Annotated in this window: 15 protein-coding genes; 11 read left to right on the top strand and 4 right to left on the bottom strand. The window is 58.1% G+C overall.

Features of this window, described 5'->3' with window-relative positions:
• The first annotated feature begins 117 nt into the window (after nucleotides 1-117).
• Together LPW13_RS10290 and LPW13_RS10285 are read left to right on the top strand one after the other, a co-directional pair.
• Complete coding sequence (locus tag LPW13_RS10290) at nucleotides 118-1,572, top strand: amidase (RefSeq protein ID WP_230435159.1); 1,455 nt, start codon at nucleotides 118-120, stop codon at nucleotides 1,570-1,572.
• Nucleotides 1,569-2,768 carry a pyridoxal phosphate-dependent aminotransferase gene (locus tag LPW13_RS10285; protein WP_230435157.1) on the top strand — a complete coding sequence of 400 codons (1,200 nt, stop codon included), beginning with the start codon at nucleotides 1,569-1,571 and terminating at the stop codon, nucleotides 2,766-2,768. The genes LPW13_RS10290 and LPW13_RS10285 overlap by 4 nt, the downstream gene beginning before the upstream one ends.
• 117 nt (nucleotides 2,769-2,885) lie before the next feature.
• Here the strand turns inward: LPW13_RS10285 and LPW13_RS10280 are convergent, their stop codons facing one another.
• The 4 genes from LPW13_RS10280 to can all read right to left on the bottom strand — a co-directional run bounded on the left by LPW13_RS10280 (nucleotide 2,886) and on the right by can (nucleotide 6,902).
• Entirely contained in the window at nucleotides 2,886-3,656 is a 771-nt protein-coding gene (locus LPW13_RS10280; protein WP_230435155.1) for a glycerophosphodiester phosphodiesterase, read from the bottom strand.
• Between the two features lie 130 nt (nucleotides 3,657-3,786).
• Complete coding sequence (locus LPW13_RS10275) at nucleotides 3,787-4,323, bottom strand: flavin reductase family protein (protein WP_230435153.1); 537 nt, start codon at nucleotides 4,321-4,323, stop codon at nucleotides 3,787-3,789.
• A 76-nt stretch (nucleotides 4,324-4,399) separates the two neighbouring features.
• Nucleotides 4,400-6,082, bottom strand: a complete 1,683-nt coding sequence (locus tag LPW13_RS10270) for an FAD-dependent oxidoreductase (RefSeq protein ID WP_230435151.1) — start codon at nucleotides 6,080-6,082, stop codon at nucleotides 4,400-4,402.
• Between the two features lie 160 nt (nucleotides 6,083-6,242).
• The gene (gene can, locus LPW13_RS10265; protein ID WP_230435149.1) at nucleotides 6,243-6,902 is read right to left on the bottom strand and encodes a carbonate dehydratase; all 660 of its coding nucleotides are present in this window, start codon (nucleotides 6,900-6,902) and stop codon (nucleotides 6,243-6,245) included.
• 160 nt (nucleotides 6,903-7,062) lie between these two features.
• On the opposite strand from can, the gene LPW13_RS10260 reads away from it, so the two are divergent.
• The 9 genes from LPW13_RS10260 to LPW13_RS10220 all read left to right on the top strand — a co-directional run bounded on the left by LPW13_RS10260 (nucleotide 7,063) and on the right by LPW13_RS10220 (nucleotide 17,235).
• On the top strand, nucleotides 7,063-7,263 hold the full coding sequence (locus tag LPW13_RS10260; protein ID WP_230435148.1) for a hypothetical protein: 201 nt from the start codon (nucleotides 7,063-7,065) through the stop codon (nucleotides 7,261-7,263).
• Nucleotides 7,264-7,305: 42 nt separating this feature from the next.
• Nucleotides 7,306-7,797, top strand: a complete 492-nt coding sequence (locus LPW13_RS10255) for a GNAT family N-acetyltransferase (protein ID WP_230435146.1) — start codon at nucleotides 7,306-7,308, stop codon at nucleotides 7,795-7,797.
• Nucleotides 7,798-8,126: 329 nt separating this feature from the next.
• Complete coding sequence (locus LPW13_RS10250) at nucleotides 8,127-8,864, top strand: hypothetical protein (RefSeq protein ID WP_230435144.1); 738 nt, start codon at nucleotides 8,127-8,129, stop codon at nucleotides 8,862-8,864.
• Between the two features lie 95 nt (nucleotides 8,865-8,959).
• Nucleotides 8,960-10,099, top strand: a complete 1,140-nt coding sequence (locus tag LPW13_RS10245) for a phospholipase A (RefSeq protein ID WP_230435142.1) — start codon at nucleotides 8,960-8,962, stop codon at nucleotides 10,097-10,099.
• 33 nt (nucleotides 10,100-10,132) lie between these two features.
• On the top strand, nucleotides 10,133-10,537 hold the full coding sequence (locus tag LPW13_RS10240; protein WP_230435140.1) for an NUDIX hydrolase: 405 nt from the start codon (nucleotides 10,133-10,135) through the stop codon (nucleotides 10,535-10,537).
• A gap of 213 nt (nucleotides 10,538-10,750) precedes the next feature.
• Complete coding sequence (locus LPW13_RS10235; protein WP_230435139.1) at nucleotides 10,751-12,742, top strand: aminotransferase class I/II-fold pyridoxal phosphate-dependent enzyme; 1,992 nt, start codon at nucleotides 10,751-10,753, stop codon at nucleotides 12,740-12,742.
• Between the two features lie 31 nt (nucleotides 12,743-12,773).
• On the top strand, nucleotides 12,774-13,085 hold the full coding sequence (locus tag LPW13_RS10230; protein WP_230435137.1) for a hypothetical protein: 312 nt from the start codon (nucleotides 12,774-12,776) through the stop codon (nucleotides 13,083-13,085).
• 807 nt (nucleotides 13,086-13,892) lie between these two features.
• Nucleotides 13,893-14,285: an Orn/Lys/Arg family decarboxylase gene (locus tag LPW13_RS10225; RefSeq protein WP_230435135.1), complete on the top strand. Its 393-nt coding sequence runs from the start codon at nucleotides 13,893-13,895 to the stop codon at nucleotides 14,283-14,285.
• Nucleotides 14,286-15,108: 823 nt separating this feature from the next.
• Nucleotides 15,109-17,235 carry a fibronectin type III domain-containing protein gene (locus tag LPW13_RS10220; protein ID WP_230435133.1) on the top strand — a complete coding sequence of 709 codons (2,127 nt, stop codon included), beginning with the start codon at nucleotides 15,109-15,111 and terminating at the stop codon, nucleotides 17,233-17,235.
• Nucleotides 17,236-17,278: the final 43 nt, after the last annotated feature.

Below are 17,278 nucleotides of genomic sequence, written 5' to 3'. Positions count from 1 at the left end.
TCGGGGCGGGCTGTTCTACCTGCATTTCCCGGCTAAGGCGCGAAATAGGTCTACATTTGGGGGAAAAGGACAACTGTCATAAAAACAACTGCCAACAGAATAGGGAGTACGGTAATCGTGAGCGACCTGGTTCGTATGACTGCGCTGGAGCTGTTACAAGGTTATCGTGAGAAAGCATTTTCTCCGGTGGAAGCGACACAAGCGATGCTGGACCAGATCCGGCGCTGTAACCCGATCGTCAACGCGTACAACCTGGTCGATGAAGAGACCACGCTTGCCTACGCCCGGGAGTCCGAAAAGCGTTATCAGTCCGGTGATACCAAAGGCGTCCTGGACGGGGTTCCGGTGGCGATCAAAGACGTATTCCTGACGCCCGACTGGCCCACCATCAAGGGGTCGAAAACCGTCGATCCCAAGTCCACCCTCGGCAAAGAGGCGCCCTGCGTTGCGGCACTCAACCGCAATGGCGCGGTACCCCTGGGGAAAACCACCACGCCGGAGTTTGGCTGGAAGGGGGTTACCGACAACCCGGTAGACGGTGTGACCCGCAATCCCTGGGATCCCAGCAAAACCGCCGGTGGCTCCAGCGGTGGCAGCGCCGCCGCAGTACCGCTGGGTATGGGGCCGCTGGCACTGGGTACCGATGCCGGTGGCTCTATCCGTATTCCCGCCGGCTTCAGCGGCCTGGTGGGCCTGAAACCGAGCTTTGGTGAAGTGCCGCACTGGCCTGCCAGCCCGTTTGGCACCCTGGCCCATGCTGGTCCCATGACCTGGACTGTGGCCGACTGCGCTCTGATGATGAACGTGCTCACCGAAGCGGACTGCCGGGATACCAATGCCATTCCCCGCCGTAACATAGATTATCTGGCAGAGATCGAAGGTGAGCCTGAGCAACTGCTGAAAGGTGTCAAGATTGCCTTCAGTGCCACTCTGGGCTATGTCCAGGTGGATCGCGAAGTGGAAGAGACGGTACGCGAGGCGGCGCACCTGATGCAGTCGCTGGGTGCGGAAATTACCGAAGTGGCACCGGGCTTTGACGATCCCCTGGCGGCATTCGGCCACCTGTTTTACGGCGGTGCTGCCAATGCCCTGCGCAATATCAGCAAAAAACAGCGCATGATGATGGATCCGCAATTGGTGGCGGTGTCCGAAAAGGCATCTCAGCTTTCCATGCTGGATTACCTGGAAGCGGTCAACGAGCGCGTGGCCCTGTGCGAGCGGATGGCCATGTTCCACAAAAAGTACGACCTGCTGCTGACCCCGACCCTGCCGATTACCGCTTTCGAAGCCGGCCGCGAAGTGCCGCAGGACTGGCCCAGTACCCGCTGGCCGTCGTGGACGCCTTACACCTATCCATTCAACCTCACCGGGCAGCCGGGCATCTCGGTACCCTGCGGATTCTCATCCTCCGGCATGCCTATCGGCCTGCAGCTGGTGGCAGGGCGCTTCAATGATACGGCGGTACTGCGCGCAGCCCAGGCCTACCAGTTGGCGGCGCCGCTCACCGACAAGCGCCCGGATCTGTTTTACGAAAGCTCTCAGGAGGGTGCGGAAGAGGGGAGTGAGGTATGAGCAGGCTGGATTTTGATTTTTACGAATCGGAAGATCCGGTCTGGAACCCCGCACTACTGACCATCCCGGTTCCGGGGATCCGCAAGATGGTGAATCTTGCGGCCACCATGAACGACGTGATTCATCTCTCCATCGGGCAACCGGACGCGCCCACGCCACCTCATGTGGTACAGGCAACGGTGGAAGCACTGCAGGCGGGCCAGACCGGTTACACCATGGATGCCGGATTGCCGGAACTGCTGGATGCCTTGGCGGAATACTACGGCGAGCGTTCTGGACGGTATATCTCACCGGAAAATATCCTGGTGACCACCGGTGCCACCGAGGCGATCTATCTGGCGCTCACGGCAGTCTCCGCACCGGGGCGGGAATTCATCGTGCCAGACCCGTCTTTCATGCTCTATGCACCGCTGATTCGCATGAATGGCGGTGAGGTGAAGTACGTTCCAACAAGAGCAGAAAACAATCATCAGCTGGATCCTTACGAAGTCATCGACGCGATCGACAACAATACTCATGCGATTGTGCTCAATTCACCGAGTAACCCCACCGGTACGGTTTATCCGCGGGAAACGGTCGAGACCATTGTGCAGGAGGCGGCGTATCGCGGGATCTATGTCATCAGCGATGAGGTATACGACCACCTGATCTACGACGACCGGGATTACGCGAGCGTGCTTTCGTGCTGCTCCGACCTCGATCATGTGATGGTGATGAGCAGTTTTTCCAAAACCTTCAGCATGGCGGGGATGCGTATCGGCTGGTTGATCGCCAGTCAGGGCGCGATCCGCAAACTGCGCCGTTACCACATGTTTACCACCACGGTGGCCAATACGCCGTGTCAGTGGGGCGGGGTGGCGGCCCTGCGGGGCGATCGCAGTTTTGTCGACGATGTGGTGAACACCTACAAGCGTCGCCGCAACCGGCTGGTGGAGTTGGTAGATCAGACCCCGTTCCTCGAAGGCTACGTGCCAGATGGGGCGTTTTACATGTTCCCCGCATTGCCCGAAGGTGTAAATGGCAATAACGTCGCCCTGCGACTATTGCGGGAGACGGGGGTATGTACTATTGCCGGCGACACCTTTGGTGAAAGCAGCCGCAATGCCCTGCGCTTCAGTTACGCGACTTCGATCGAAAATATCGAGCGCGCGTTTGAGCGTATTATTCCGTGGATGGAAAAGCAGGACTTCGGTTGATACAGCGAGAATAAATGGCGAGCCGGTTCTATGTACCCGGCCACAAAAAGTATGGCCACTAAAACGGGCAGGGTGCCGTGAGCACCTTGCCCGTTTTTTATGTGAAGCCCACAAAAATCAGGGGAGGGGAAAGTTACTGTCGCTGCCTGCCAATTGCTCTAGCATCATTTCCGCAGTTCGCGACTGGTTGTAATCCATGATCAGTTGCGGCTCGTCGGTAAAAACCCCGTCCGCCCCCATGGCCGCAACCAGCTCCAGGTCGTGGCGGTGATTGACGGTAAACACATAGTTTTTGAACCCGCGCTGGCGGGCGTCGGCAATGATTTCCGGGCACACGAAATTGAGGCTGTGATGAATGGAGTAGGCCTTGAGCGGTTCGCCCAGTGCGGCCAGATCCAGGGGGACCCCATCCACCAGAGCACCGCGGCGCACCTGAGGCAGGCGTTGCAGGCACTCGTACACCTGGCGGTGATCGAACGATGAGAACAGGTACTGTTCAAAGGTGGCATTGTTGTCGCGCACGTAGGATTCCAGCACGCGGGTGGCCAACTCGGCGCAATTGGGGCCCTTGAGTTCGATATTGAGCTGCACATGGTTGCCCACCAGCTCCAGTACCTCGTACAGGGTCGGCACCTGTTCGCCGCCGGGCAGCAGCCGCTTGCGCACTTCGGCGGGGGAGAGGTCGGTGAGCAGCTCCTGACCGGCCAACAGGCGGCCCAGGCGGCGGTCGTGTTTGACGATCAGCTCGCCGCCCACATTCCACACATCGATCTCGACCCCGTCGATATCAAATTCGAGGGCGTGGGTAATGGCCTGCAGCGTGTTTTCTGTAGCGCGCTTGGGGTAACCCCGGTGGGCAAAACAGAACAGGGTGTCGGCATCTTGCATAGTGACATCACCAGATTGGAACCCGAACCAGCCTGAAGCTGGAGGTCCCTAGCGTGTACCTGAAGTATGACGCTCAGGTTACAAGGTGGCCAGAATTTTTGGCAGAGGGGAATCCTGCGCCACGGATGTTTTATTCCCCGGCGAGCGCGCGATAGCGACCGCAATGGAAGACCAGTGGGTCACCGCCTGTGGCAGAGAACTCTACCACCTCACCCAGCAGGATGGTGTGATCACCGCCGTCGATGTTCTGGACGCGACGACAGTGGAACAGCGCGGCACAGTCATCGAGTTGGGGAATGCCGCCGGGGCCAGTATGCCATTTGACCTGACCGAACTTGTCGGCGCCGCGACCGGCAAACAGGTTGGAAACGTGCTGTTGATCGCCCTTGAGTACGTGTACCGCAAAGCCTTGACCCTGGGTGAAGGCGCTGTAGCTGAGGGCGCTGCGGTCGATACTCCAGAGGATCAGGGCCGGATCGAGGGAGACGGAATTGAAGCTGTTGACGGTCATACCCACGGGCTCACCGCTGCTGTCGACGGTGGTCACTACTGTGACGCCCGTGGTGAACTGGCCCAAGGTGTCGCGCAGGGCGCGGGCGCGCTCGGCGGGTGTCTGTCCTTCCGGGGTGGTTTCAGTGGCGGTGGCGGGGTTGGTAGATACCGTCATACTTCGATCAAAATCTGTTCAAAAAATGTGCTGGCCGCCATTCTACGGGAAAAGCGGCCTGTTTGCGTGGTTTTCTTTAATCCATCAGGGGGCGACACGCGCTGACCAGCTGATCCCGTTCGGTGATGGCGTTGCCGGTCAGAGCAAACCCCAGCAACTGGCCATCGGGCCCATGGAAGCGGGCGGAGACGCCATCCGGGTGTTCCCGAACCTGCCACTGGCCCTCACTGTCGGCCGGCGGTGGGCACACGGTGGTGGGACGCAGGGTGGTTTTGACGGCAACTGGCAGGCAGCCATAGTGCACCGCGGTATCGGTGCCACTGAGGGTTTGTGCCAGGGCGCGCGCGCTCTGGGTGAGCGGGGCGACAAAGTAGAGATTGTGGCCGTCTACCTCTGCACAATCGCCGAGCGCGAAGATATTCGAGTCACTGGTGCGCAGTGCGCGGTCGGTAACAATACCGCGATTGACGGTCAGCCCGGCTGCCGCCGCCAGGCCGGTATTGGGGGTGAGGCCGAGGGCTGCCAGGGCGATATCGGCCTCAATTTTGCGGCCGTCCTGCAGTTGCGCCACGACTCCACGCCCTTTGCGCACCAATCGGCTGACTCCGCTACCGAAGTGGAATCGCGCGCCAGCGGCTTCCAGTGCGCGCTGGATATCGCGCCCGGCCGCTTCCGGCAGCAGTGTCGCCAGTGGCCAGGGCTGTACATCGACCACGTCGACCTCGTAGCCCGCCTGGATCAGGTCGTTGGCGAACTCGCAGCCGATCAGCCCGGCGCCGATCAACAGTACGCGCTTGCGGTTGGCCAGCGCGGTGCGGAAGCGGCCGTAATCATCCAGGCTGTTGATGCGGAACAGGTTGGTGTGGCCGTCACCTTCGATAGCGGGCAAGGCGCTGCAGCTGGCACCGGTGGCGAATACCAGCCGCGAATAGCGCAGTTCGGCGCGGATGCTGCCGCTATGGGATACCAGCCCCACGGTCTGTTGTGTGCGGTGGATTTCGGTAACCTGAGTGTGGGTGAGAATGTCCACATTCAGCTCTGCCGCCACTGTCTCCGCGCTGCTGCTGGCCAGTTGGGCCGGCGTCTTGCCGTGGGCGAGTGACGCAGAGAGCAGGGGCTTGGAATAGCTTGTGCCATTGTCAGCGGTAATCAGGGTGACCGGGGTTGTCTGGTCCAGCTTGCGGAATTCCTTCGCCAGGTGGTAACCGGCGAGGCCGGTACCAATGATCACCAGTGGAGCCAGATCATCCCGAAGCGCCGCTGATGCCGGACTTGCGGCGGCGCCGTCTGCGGGGTCCTCAGCCGGTTTGCTGACCAGCACCATGTCGAACTCTTCCTTGCTGACCCCGCACTCGGGACAGGTCCAGTCGTCAGGGATGTCTTCCCAGCGCGTTCCTGCCGGGATACCTTCTTCCGGTGCGCCTTTGGCCTCGTCGTAGACCCAGCCGCATACCATGCACTCCCAGATACGGTGGGCGGTGCTTGCGCTGGACGTATTGGTATCATCCGCGGCGGTAGTGGTGGTACGGGCGGGCGAATGCGCGGGCGACTGGCCAGGAGAGGGCTGTGCGCTGGAAGTCTCAGCAGTGACTGCCACCATGGAAAACTCATCTTTGCTGGCGCCGCACTCCGGGCAGCTCCAGTCATCGGGGATATCCTCCCAGCGCGTGCCGGGCGGAATACCGTCATCGGGTGAGCCTTTGGCTTCATCGTACACCCAGCCACAGATCTGGCATTCCCAAACGCGGAAGTCGGACATGGATACCCCTGGTTACAGCATCAATTCGAACGGAAATAAATTTGTGAACACACGAGGTGAGCCAGTCATGGATCACCCGTGTGGAAGAGGGGAGTGTAGGGAAAAACGCCACTAAAGTTAACGCCGGGCGATTGCCGACCTGCAGATAGTTAACCCAGGGTCAGCGCGCTTCGCCCCGCTCGGCGATACTGGTGAGGGCGCGGTGATACATGTCATTGAGCTGCTCGGTGCTCTCAATGGTCACCTGCAGGTCGTTTACCAGGCCGTTGCTGAGGCCGTAGAGCCAACCGTGTACCGACAGGTCCTGGCCATTTTCCCAGGCATCGCGTACCGGACTGGTCTGGCATACGTGGACCACCTGCTCCAATACGTTCAGTTCGCACAGCAGGTCTACGCGCTCTTCCTCCGGAAACCGCTCGATCAGGGTGTGATGCTTGTCGCGCACATCCTTGATATGGCGCAGCCAGCTTTCAATCAGTCCAAGCCGGGCATCCTCCAGGGCGGCGCGCACACCGCCACAGCCGTAATGGCCCACCACCATGATGTGCTTGACCTTCAGAACCTCCACCGCGTACTGGACTACCGACAGGCAGTTGAGATCGGAAGGAACGACAACGTTGGCCACGTTGCGGTGAACAAACAGTTCGCCTGGCAGCAGGTCGACAATCTGGTTCGCGGGTACGCGGCTGTCTGCACATCCAATCCACAGGTATTCAGGAGATTGCTGCTCGGAAAGCTTGAGGAAGAAATCCGGCTTTTCTTTGCGGGTAGCTTCGGACCACTCGCGGTTCTTTTGCAGAAGGTTCTCGAGTTGGGACAAGGCACTGCTTCCGGTTATTGAAAGGGATGCGCAGAATATCGTTTTTTACCCGAAGCCGCCAACTGGCTGCGATTCGGAATGGTCACGACCCCGTGGGATGGCGCCGGGTCCGTCGCTTCTGCTAACCTGCAGCCATCAATCACAAAACGGGAAGGGGGTTATGGCTGTGCGCAATAGAAAGGTGCGTCGACCTCGCCGACTGAACAAGCACGATACAACCCTGGTAAGAAGACGCAAGAAAGTGCGCTGGTTGCTGGCACAGAGAGTGCGGGTACGGAACTATCGCCGCAAGTTTATGCTCGCGGATAATGACAAACAGCCGAGCCCTCCAGACAATAACACTGCGGGCGAGAATGAGTGAGCCTGACGATATAACAAAACAATCATTCTTCCAGGAGTTAATTTGAGTACTGATACGCTAGAGCTGACCATTGCCGACTATCGTGATCCGTCCGATGCCGCGGATCTTGTAACTTTGATGGACGAATACGCACAAGACCCATTCGGCGGTGGCGAGCCGCTGAATGAGCGCTGCAGGCAGGAGTTGGCTAACAAGCTCGCGGAGTTCCCCGGTGCGTTTACGGTTCTTGCCTATAGAAACGGGAAGCCGGCGGGGCTCGTGAACTGCTTTATGGGGTTCTCCACATTCATGTGCAAGCCCCTGGTGAATATTCATGATGTGGTGGTGAGCGAGTCTGCCCGCGGGGGCGGAATCTGTACTGCAATGTTTGAAAAGGTCGTGGAGGAAGCGCGTGCGCGCGGGTGCTGTAAGATCACGCTGGAAGTGCTGGAGAAAAACCTGCCGGCACAGGCGGCGTACCGCAAAGTGGGTTTCAAACCCTATGCGCTGGACGAGTCTTTTGGCCAGGCAGAGTTCTGGCAGCGCTATCTGTAACTATCCTCAAGCAGCTTTCTTGCATTCCTGAAATCCGTTTACCAACTGTTCTTTCCCGACTGTTTTCAATAGGCCGGCATTCACTGTCGGCTAATATCCTCAGCTCTTCCCGCCTTCCCGCCTCGGCTATGTAACTATCGGAACTCAAAAGCTGTTTTCTCGTTGCGGTCGCGGGGCGCTTATTGAAGCGTAAACAATCGTAAATTATTCACAAAACCCCGGCAAAGCCCGGGGCTTGTGCAATACTTTTTACAGGTTGGAGGGGATTTTTTATGCATCAATATTGTGCGAACACGCCTCCGGATTCATTGACTGCATCAAGAGTGATCATGGACGAAAATCTTATGCGAATGACAGCTACCCTGGCGCAGGGGCGCTATCAGTATAGTTGTGATGGTCGCATCATGCCGGTTCAGGATGATTGGCAATTGGGCCGTAATGCATCGGGACAGCAGTTGCTGGTCAGCCGCCGGCATGTAGGCGAGCAGGGCAACGGCATTGAGGTTCGGGCATTGATGGATACCGGCCTGGTTACCGAGTCCCGTGTGACCTGGCGGGATGAGGTGGATGAAGTCAATGCGCACTATCGGCTGGCACCGCAATCGGAAAAACGGCCGGCAATGGGGGATCCGATCGAGGCGGAGTGGACCGGCCCCAATGGGCTGCAGCGCAGTATCGTCGAGGGCGACAACCGTCTCCTGTTTCCGCTGATGCGGATTTTCATGGGACCGCTGCTGTTGCGCCTGTGCGATATGGAGTTTGGGTGCGAGGTTGTCGCCCCGGATATCGTCGATCCCTCCCAGCGTGGCAAACTGCTGGCTCCAAGAGTAAGCCACCGACGGGCGGCGATGATGCCCGGAGACGCCAATATTCAGGGCGTGCATGACTTGGGGGAAGATATTGCGGTCTTTTCCTATCAGGGGGATGAAGCAGAGCGCGATGCGCACTGCTTTGTGGACCCGCGCGGGCTGCTGGTCGGTTATGACTGGCCCAGCAGTACTGGTCGGTTGTGGCAGGTCCGCCTGAAGGACCTGGAGTGGTCACCCCAGCTACGTGTACTGGCTTGAAGATGAGAGCCTAAACCCGCCAATTTTACGACCGGCCACACGTTTCCTTCTCCCATAATGTGTACACTGGCGCTTGGATAATTTCTGGAGCGCCAGTGTTGTTTAGTCTGAATCGCCTTTCTCGACCTGATTCCCTGACTTCCCTGTTATTTATCTGCTGCTTTGGGCTTACCGACGTCGCGGTGGCATCCGCGGATGTGTCCGAACCTGTGGAGCCGGATCCCGCCCAGCAGGCCGAGTCGATGGATGACCGTCTGCGTAGTGAGGAACAGCGACAGCAGAATTGCCTGCGAGAACAGATGTTGACTGCACCGGCGGACATCACTCTGGAAGAAATGCGCATCCACTGTCAGCTGCAGGAGATTCGCGGGCCTGAAGCCCAGCAGGAGACGCCGGCATTTGCCACCGCGCCGGACCCCGAGTCCCCACAGGATACGCTGGTCAGTGAACGTACCCAGGCGATCCGCGAGGCCGCCAACAATCCATTTACCCTGGCGTCGCACAAAACCAATTACCTGCTTCCCGTGACCTATAATCCCTCACCCAATAAAGGGGGGCTGGAGGATTACGACGTCGACGATCAGGTCGATCTGGATTCCATCGAAGTGCAGTTCCAGCTTTCTGTGCAGGTCCCCATCTGGCGCGGCTTCCTCGGCAAGGCATCCTTTATGAGTGTCGCCTATACCAACCGCTCTTTCTGGCAAGCATACAATTCCGATAATTCCTCGCCCTTTCGAGAAACCAACCACGAGCCGGAGTTGATCATGACCTGGCTCAACGACTGGTCTCCGTTCGGCTGGCAGAACGTGGCCAATCAGGTGGCGTTCAATCATCAATCCAACGGCCGCAGTGAGCCGCTATCCCGGAGCTGGAACCGAATCTACGCCAATTTTGTGTTCGAGAAGGACCAGTACTACTTTGCGCTGAAGCCCTGGTACCGCATCCCGGAAGATCGCGAGGACGACGACAATCCCGATATCGAATATTACCTGGGCCATTTCGAGTTCACCGGTGGTATGAACGCGGGTGAGCACAATGTGTCGATGATGCTGCGCAACAACCTGCGCTCGGAGAACAAGGGGGCGGTGGAACTGCGTTGGAGCTTTCCCATGGGAAGCCGGGTGCGTGGTTACATCAAGTACTTTAATGGCTACGGCGAAAGCCTGATCGACTACGATGAATCTGTGCAGACCCTGGGCATTGGATTTGAGCTGGCGCGCGGGGTCGGGAGCTGATCGATATCGAGCAAACGGGCCCGGGAACCGCGGATGGGATTTGACGATACCTATAAATTGAGCGCGCACGCGGTGATCTGTAACGATGCCAGCGAAGTTCTGCAGGTTCGCGCCACTTACGCGGATAAAACCTGGGGGCTGCCTGGCGGTGCACTGGATATCGGTGAAACCGTGCACGAGGCCCTTCACCGGGAGTGTCGGGAAGAGCTGGGCCGGGATGTCATTATTGACTACCTCAGTGGCGTCTATTACCACCGTGTATACAACTCCCATGTTTTTATCTTCCGCGCACATTTCCTTAGCGATGGGGATATTGTTCTGTCGCCGGAACATTCCGAGTTCGCATACTTCTCCCTGGATGATCTCAGTCCGGTGCAACGGGTGCGGGTGCAGCACTGTTTGCAGTTCAATGGCGAAGTTCAGAGCGCAAAGTTCTGAACTCGCGTCGCTTTATGACCATTCATTTTGTATGCGGGATTGATCTCCACACTTCTCTCTGAATCCTGAACCCGCCAACTCATTGCTTGTGGCCTCATTTAGTATTGAGCACGCCTCTGATCAAGTCCGCGCTGCCTCAGCCCGATTGATGCAGAGTCTCACTAACTTCTATGCTGAAAGATAAGAAGAATTGCGATGGGTATGGAATTGACAATGCCTGATCTGGGCAACCTGAGTGATGGACATCCGCAACTGGAGTGCCGGGTTGCACTGGTCAGTAATGACCGCGACCTGAGCAGTAGTTGGGTGAATGCACTCAATGCAACGGCTGCGCAACACGAAAACCCCTTCGGGCTGCGCTTTGAAGCCGTGGCTACTGCGGCGCTGGAAAAGCACCTGTGCAGCGAAGACCGCCTGCAGGCGCTGATTATTGATGCCGGCTGCAGCCCGGACGAGCTGAAGGACGCGGAACTGCTGGCAGACCGGATGCACGAACTGCGCGCGCAGCTGAATGTGTTTCTGGTGGCGCAGGATTCCTTTCTCGACGGACACGGTGGCGCACCGGCGTCGGTACGACAGCGGTTTGACGAACTGTTCGACCGTCGCGAGGGCAACTTCAACCACATGTTCCGCCTGGTACAGGCGTTTATTGCCCGCCGTGCGTCGACGCCGTTTGCGGACACCCTGAAAGAGTATGTATTCAGTGCCCGCGATGCCTGGCACACCCCCGGCCACTCCGGCGGTGACAGCCTGCGCAACAGCCCCTGGGTGGGGGATTTCTACCGCTTTATGGGTGAGCACGTCTTCAATACCGATCTTTCTGTATCGGTTCAGGTGCTCGACAGCCTGCTGGAACCACACTCGGTCATTCAGGAGGCGCAGGACCTTGCCGCGCAGGCTTTTGGCGCGGAGCAGACCTTCTTTCTTACCAATGGTACGTCCACCGCCAACAAAGTAGTGATTCAACAGATCCTGGGCGGTGGTGGAAAGATCATTGTCGATCAGGCCTGTCACAAGTCGGTGCACCACGCAGTGGTGATGAACCGTTGTGAGCCCGTGTATCTGAAGTCTACCCTGCACCCGCAGTTTGGTATTTACGGCCCGGTATCCCGGGCGGATATCGAGCTGGCGCTGGACGAGCATCCGGATGCGGGCCTGCTGGTGATCACCTCGTGCACCTATGACGGTCTGCGCTACGATCTCAAACCGATCATCGAGTCCGCCCACGAGCGGGGGGTCAAAGTCCTGATCGATGAGGCCTGGTACGCCCATGGCTATTTCCATACGCAACTGCGGCCCACAGCCCTGGAGTGTGGTGCAGACTATGTTACCCAGAGCACGCACAAGATGCTGTCGGCGTTTTCCCAGGCGAGTATGATTCACGTACAGGATCCGGATTTTGACGAGTACCGCTTCCGCGAAAACCTGAACATGTACGCGTCTACCAGCCCTCAGTACATGATGATTGCGAGCCTCGACGTGGCCCGCAAACAGATGGTGATGGAAGGCTTCGGCCGCCTGCGGCACTGTTTGCAGATGGTGGAAACCCTGCGCCGGGAAGTCGATGCCACCGGCGTGTTCCGCGCGCTGACGCGGGAAGACCTGATTCCCCCCGCGCTGGAAAACGACAATATCCGACTCGACCCTACCAAGGTCACTATTGACGTTTCCGGCAGTGGATATTCCGGCAAAGAGATCCAGGTCAAACTGTTCGATCAGTACGGCATTCAGGTGGAGAAAACCACTTACAACACCGTGAGTGTGCTGGTGACACTCGGCAGTACCGAGAGCAAGTTATTGCGTCTGGTGCACGCGTTAAAACAACTGGCACGCAACCCCCGTCGCCGCAGCCATATCAGTGCCAGCCGACGGCTGCCGGAACTCACCCGTCTAACCTGTCTGCCGGCGGATGCCTACTTCGCCGACACCGAAGAATTACCCTTGATGGACAATGGCGTAGCGGCAGAGAAAAAACTGGTAGGGCGCACCTGCGCTGACGAAATTGTTCCCTACCCACCCGGTATCCCGGTTCTGGTGCCTGGGCAGGAGATTTCTACCCAGATCGTGCAGTTTCTGCAGCAACTGTTGCAGGGGCAGAATGCCACCGAAATTCACGGGCTGATTTTTCGCTCCGATGAACCCATGTTGCGGGTTGTCTGCCAATCGGAAAAATCTTCAGGGAAAGGCGGCAAGGCGGAACGCTAGTTCCATAAATGGCCGCAGGGGAGGGAAGCCAATGCCGCAGGGTGAAACCAACAGCCCCGAGTGTATCCTGCTGGCCGGCGCCAGTGGCGGTCTTGGCGCGATCTTGTGTGAGGAACTGGTAAGACGTTTCCCTAGCGTGCTGCTGCTTACCGTCAGCCGTTCGGAGCTGGCCCCCATTTCCGCAAATCACCGCCAACTGCGCGCGTCTATTGCTGACGAGAGTTCTCTGGAACAGGTGGGCAACTGGCTTCGGGTGCAGCCCGTCCCGAACTGGGTAATCAGCGGTTGCGGAACGCTCCACTGGTCGGGGACAGCCCGGAAAAAATCTGCAGCAGTGCGGTGACGAAGCACTAGTCAATAGCATCTCTGTCAATGTGCTGACACACCCCCACCTCGCTCAGGCACTGGCACCGCTGCTTAAAAAGCGGTCGCCACTAGTCTGAGCCTCACTGTCGGCAAAAGTCGGCAGTATCGAGGACAGCCGCCTGGGCGGCTGGTACAGATATCGCGTGAACAAAGCGGCGCTGAACGGAACCTCTCGATCGAATGGAGCAGAAAGGTGAGGCATACTGTGTTGTGGCGATACACTTGGGAACCACCGACACACCACTTTCCAAATCTTTCCAGAGCAATATTCCTGACGGCAAACTCTATTCGCCGACACAGAGTGCACAGCGTATTGTAGCGGTGCTTGAATAGTTGCAGCCGGAAGACAACGGCAGGCTACTGTTCTGGGATGGTACGCATGTTCCGTGGTAATGATTGAACCAAGACGGGTTCTTGGCACCAATTGGTGGGTTAAACGCGGTGCATGAAAACTCGTGCGCCGGCTGTGTTCTAAAGAACGGATAAGCTCAAAGTTGACTGGTTTCCCTCAGGGGACCATAGGCCCTGACCAAGTATCGCCGCTGATATTCCTAGGGTAGCCACTATCCACCGAGTCTCTACTGATGTCGTAGCGCAGATAGCGCTGATAGGTCAGGAAGATATATGCGCGGCTGCTGTTCCACTTTTGAGCGGCGGAGATTTCCGTGGCGTAGGCACCTATACCCGGCCAAGTGCTGTTGTTCACCGGTTTGGGATAGCCACCGTCCAGTCTGTCAGATCACATGTCATAACGCAGGTAGCTGCCAACCGCACCGAGAGTAAATTGCTGCGCCTGATCCACTCCCTCAAACAGCTGGCCCGCAACACCCGCAAGCGCACTCACGCGGGTTCGCCGCGGCGCCAGCCGGAATTCACCCGCTTCACCTATCTGCTGGGGGATGCCTATTTCGCCGATACTGAAGAGCTGCCGCTGATGGACAACGGCACACTGGCGGAGAAGCAACTGATCGGCCGCACCAGTGCCGACGAAATCGTGCCCTATTCGCCGGGTATTCCCGTGCTGGTGCCGGGGCAGGAAATCTCGGTGCAGATAGTGCGGTACCTGCAACAGTTGTTGCAGGGCCAGAAGACCCACCGAGACCCACGGCCTGATCTTCCGCTCGGACGAGCCGCTGCTGCGGGTGGTCAAGGAGGAGGGCAAGAAGAAGCCGGGTAAGAAGTCCGCTGCGAAACGGCGCCGCCGAGCTGTGAACTAGTGCTTCCGTCGCGTTGAACCCTATTGGCCCGGTAGGCGATATCGAGTCGCTCATGCCTGCCCAGGATCAGGTACCTGTTCAAGGTGATGATCAGCGCATCCTTGTCGACACGGTAGGACAGGTCGAGCCGATCGTCGACCACGGAGAGAATTTCTTGTGTTTGGGGGAAAAGACCTGCTCACGGACCCAGTCGGCGGTAGCGGAAAATTCGATCTCCACCATCCCGGTAGCGGACTTGGACGAAAGTTCGGTGTCAGCCGAGCCTTGTAGTGGATGAAATCCACTGGGCTATTGGCCATGGCCGCGCAGCTCGCCATAAGCAGCAGGGTTGCGAAGGCTGAAGCCGCTATGGAACTTCATTTACTTCGAAAGTCCGTAAACCAGCCACGGTAGAGATTCGCCATTTGGTGCCGATTTATTGGCTCAAGTAGCAATTTCCTATCAAAAGCTCCCCTCGCAACCAAAAATTGACGCGAAACTCATCCATTTGACTGGTAGCGCTATCAAAACTTTCCTCGATTTGTGGTTTTATTCTCCGCCAGTAATCCAAATTGCGCAGACAAATCTTGGCCATTGCACACTCAAGAATAAATTTTGATCGCTTTCGGGTTTTGGGGGGATCCCTGCAGGCTCAGCGATTTTTCCATGCGCAGGCGTTTGGTCTGTGCCTAGCCGGGTTGGAGAGCACAGACGGCGCCCGCATTCTTTGAGAGTTAGCAGGTTAGCGCTAACAAATACTGTCGCTCTGAACACTTGGTGGCAGAACAATAGGGAGAATCATGGATGAACGCTTCGCTTGAGGTCGATGTGCGTGGGCGCAGATCGCAGGGATCCTGCGGCGACGGAGGTCGTGCGGTTCTTTACTGGATTGCGGCGGGCATCTGTATTCTCCTATCCGCAGCGAGTTGGGCCGCATCGACCAGCTACGAATATGACGCTCTGGGTCGTTTGCACAAAGTCACGCGCGACGATGGCACGGAAACGCTGTATGAGCTCGATGCCGCAGGTAATCGCACGCAGGTAAGTGATCTCGCCACGCCCGGCGCGCCGCCATCTGTCAACGTGCCGGTGAACAGCAGCACCGGCAGTTACAGGATCACATGGACAGCACCGTCAGAGACGTTCACCGCATACGAGTTATACGAGTCGACGAGTTCTACATTCAGCACTCAAACACGGGTCTACAGCGGCGCAGCGCGGGCCAAAGAGATCAGCGGTAAGGTTGACGGCAGCTACTACTACCGTGTGCGCGTATGTAATGAAGGCTTGTGCAGTGAATATGCAGCGGGTGCGAACCCTGTTGTAGTTGCATTCCCACCGGGCACGCCTGTCTCGATTGCGGTGCCCACTATAAGCAGCTCTGGCGACTACCCCATCGGCTGGGGTGCGCCATCTAGCGGGACTGTGACCGCCTACGAGCTGTACGAGTCCTCAAGCTCGAGCTTTACATCGCAGACTCGTGTGTATAACGGGAGTGACCAGGGGTGGGGCGCTACGAGCAAGAGCACCGGCAACTACTACTATCGTGTCCGCGCATGTAATGGCGCGAGTTGCAGCGACTACACGACAGGCGAAAACGGCGTATCCGTGGATCGGTCGGCGCCGAGCAGTCCCGGTGCTTTGAGTTTAAGTGTCGATGGCACAAGCGTGATGGCAAGCTGGGGTGCCGCCACGGACAACATTGCGGTCGTTGGCTACCAGTATCGGCTTAACAGTGCGGCGGTTTGGACCAATAAGGGCAGCGGGACCAAGCAGGGCCTGTCTGGACTCGTGGATCACACGACGTACATCTTCGAAGTGCGAGCGCTCGATGCGGCCGGCAATGCGGGGCCTTCGGTCTCTAAATCTTTCACAACCGGCTCGGCGGCACCTGCGCCACCCAGCGATCTGGATGCGAGACTGATGGCAGATTGCGCATGGAATGTGACGTGGAGTGCATCCGCTGGAGCCACCTACTACGCGTTCGATGAGACGAATGCCGCACAACGCAATTTGACGACGCCGTCCACCATCGTCAACTGTCCGGTGGGCAATCCTGATGGCAACAAACCTGAATGGGTGCAGGCCTGTAACAGCATTGCATGCAGCACCAGGTCGTACTTCTTCTCGTCGGACACCACGCCCCCGTCGCGGCCGGGCATTCCCACATTCAGCGCAGTGACGCAGTCGAGTGCCACCGTAACCTGGACCGCATCCAGGGACGCTTCAGGCGTGGCAGGCTATCGATATCGCCTCAATAGTGGATCCTGGGTGTCGATCGGCATCGGAACGACGGTGGGGCTCACCGGACTGTCTGCCTCAAAGACGTACACTTTCGAGGTACAGGCACGCGATGGCGCTGGAAATTACAGCACGTCCAACTCCGCATCGTTCAATACACCTGCGGCGCCTGACACGACATCGCCTTCGGCTCCGGGGACGCCTTCGTTTAGTAATGTCACCTCGTACTCGGCCAGTGCGAATTGGGTGGCCGCATCCGACAACATTGGTGTCACCGGCTACGAATATCGCCTCAACAACGCGCCCACGTGGACCGCGCTTGAGAAGGTTCTCGCCGTCAATCTCGTTGGTCTCAATCAGCTCAGCACATATTCATTCCAGGTGCGCGCCCGCGACGGCGCCGGCAACGTCGGTCCGGCGGCGAGTGGTTCATTTACAACGTCGAGCGCAGCACCACCTGCTCCCAGCGGACTTTCATATTCGCAGGTTGCGAATTGCTCGTGGAGGGCGAGCTGGAATGCAGTCAATGGCGCCACGACATACGAGCTGAGGGATACGAGCGGCACTGTGAAGACACTCACGGTGACGACGGGATACATATCGTGTCCATACAACAACCCCGCTGGCAACAAGCCCAAGTGGGTTCGAGCTTGCAATAGTGTGGGTTGCGGCACGCGCGCTTATTTTTGAATGGAGCAAGATCGGATGGAGGTGATACACAGAGGACGGTCCT

It is taken from the genome of Microbulbifer celer (genome assembly GCF_020991125.1).
GTDB classification, from domain to species: Bacteria; Pseudomonadota; Gammaproteobacteria; order Pseudomonadales; family Cellvibrionaceae; genus Microbulbifer; species Microbulbifer celer.
The sequence above is the reverse complement of the archived record's forward strand: the minus strand, read 5'-3'. Positions and strand labels throughout refer to the sequence as shown.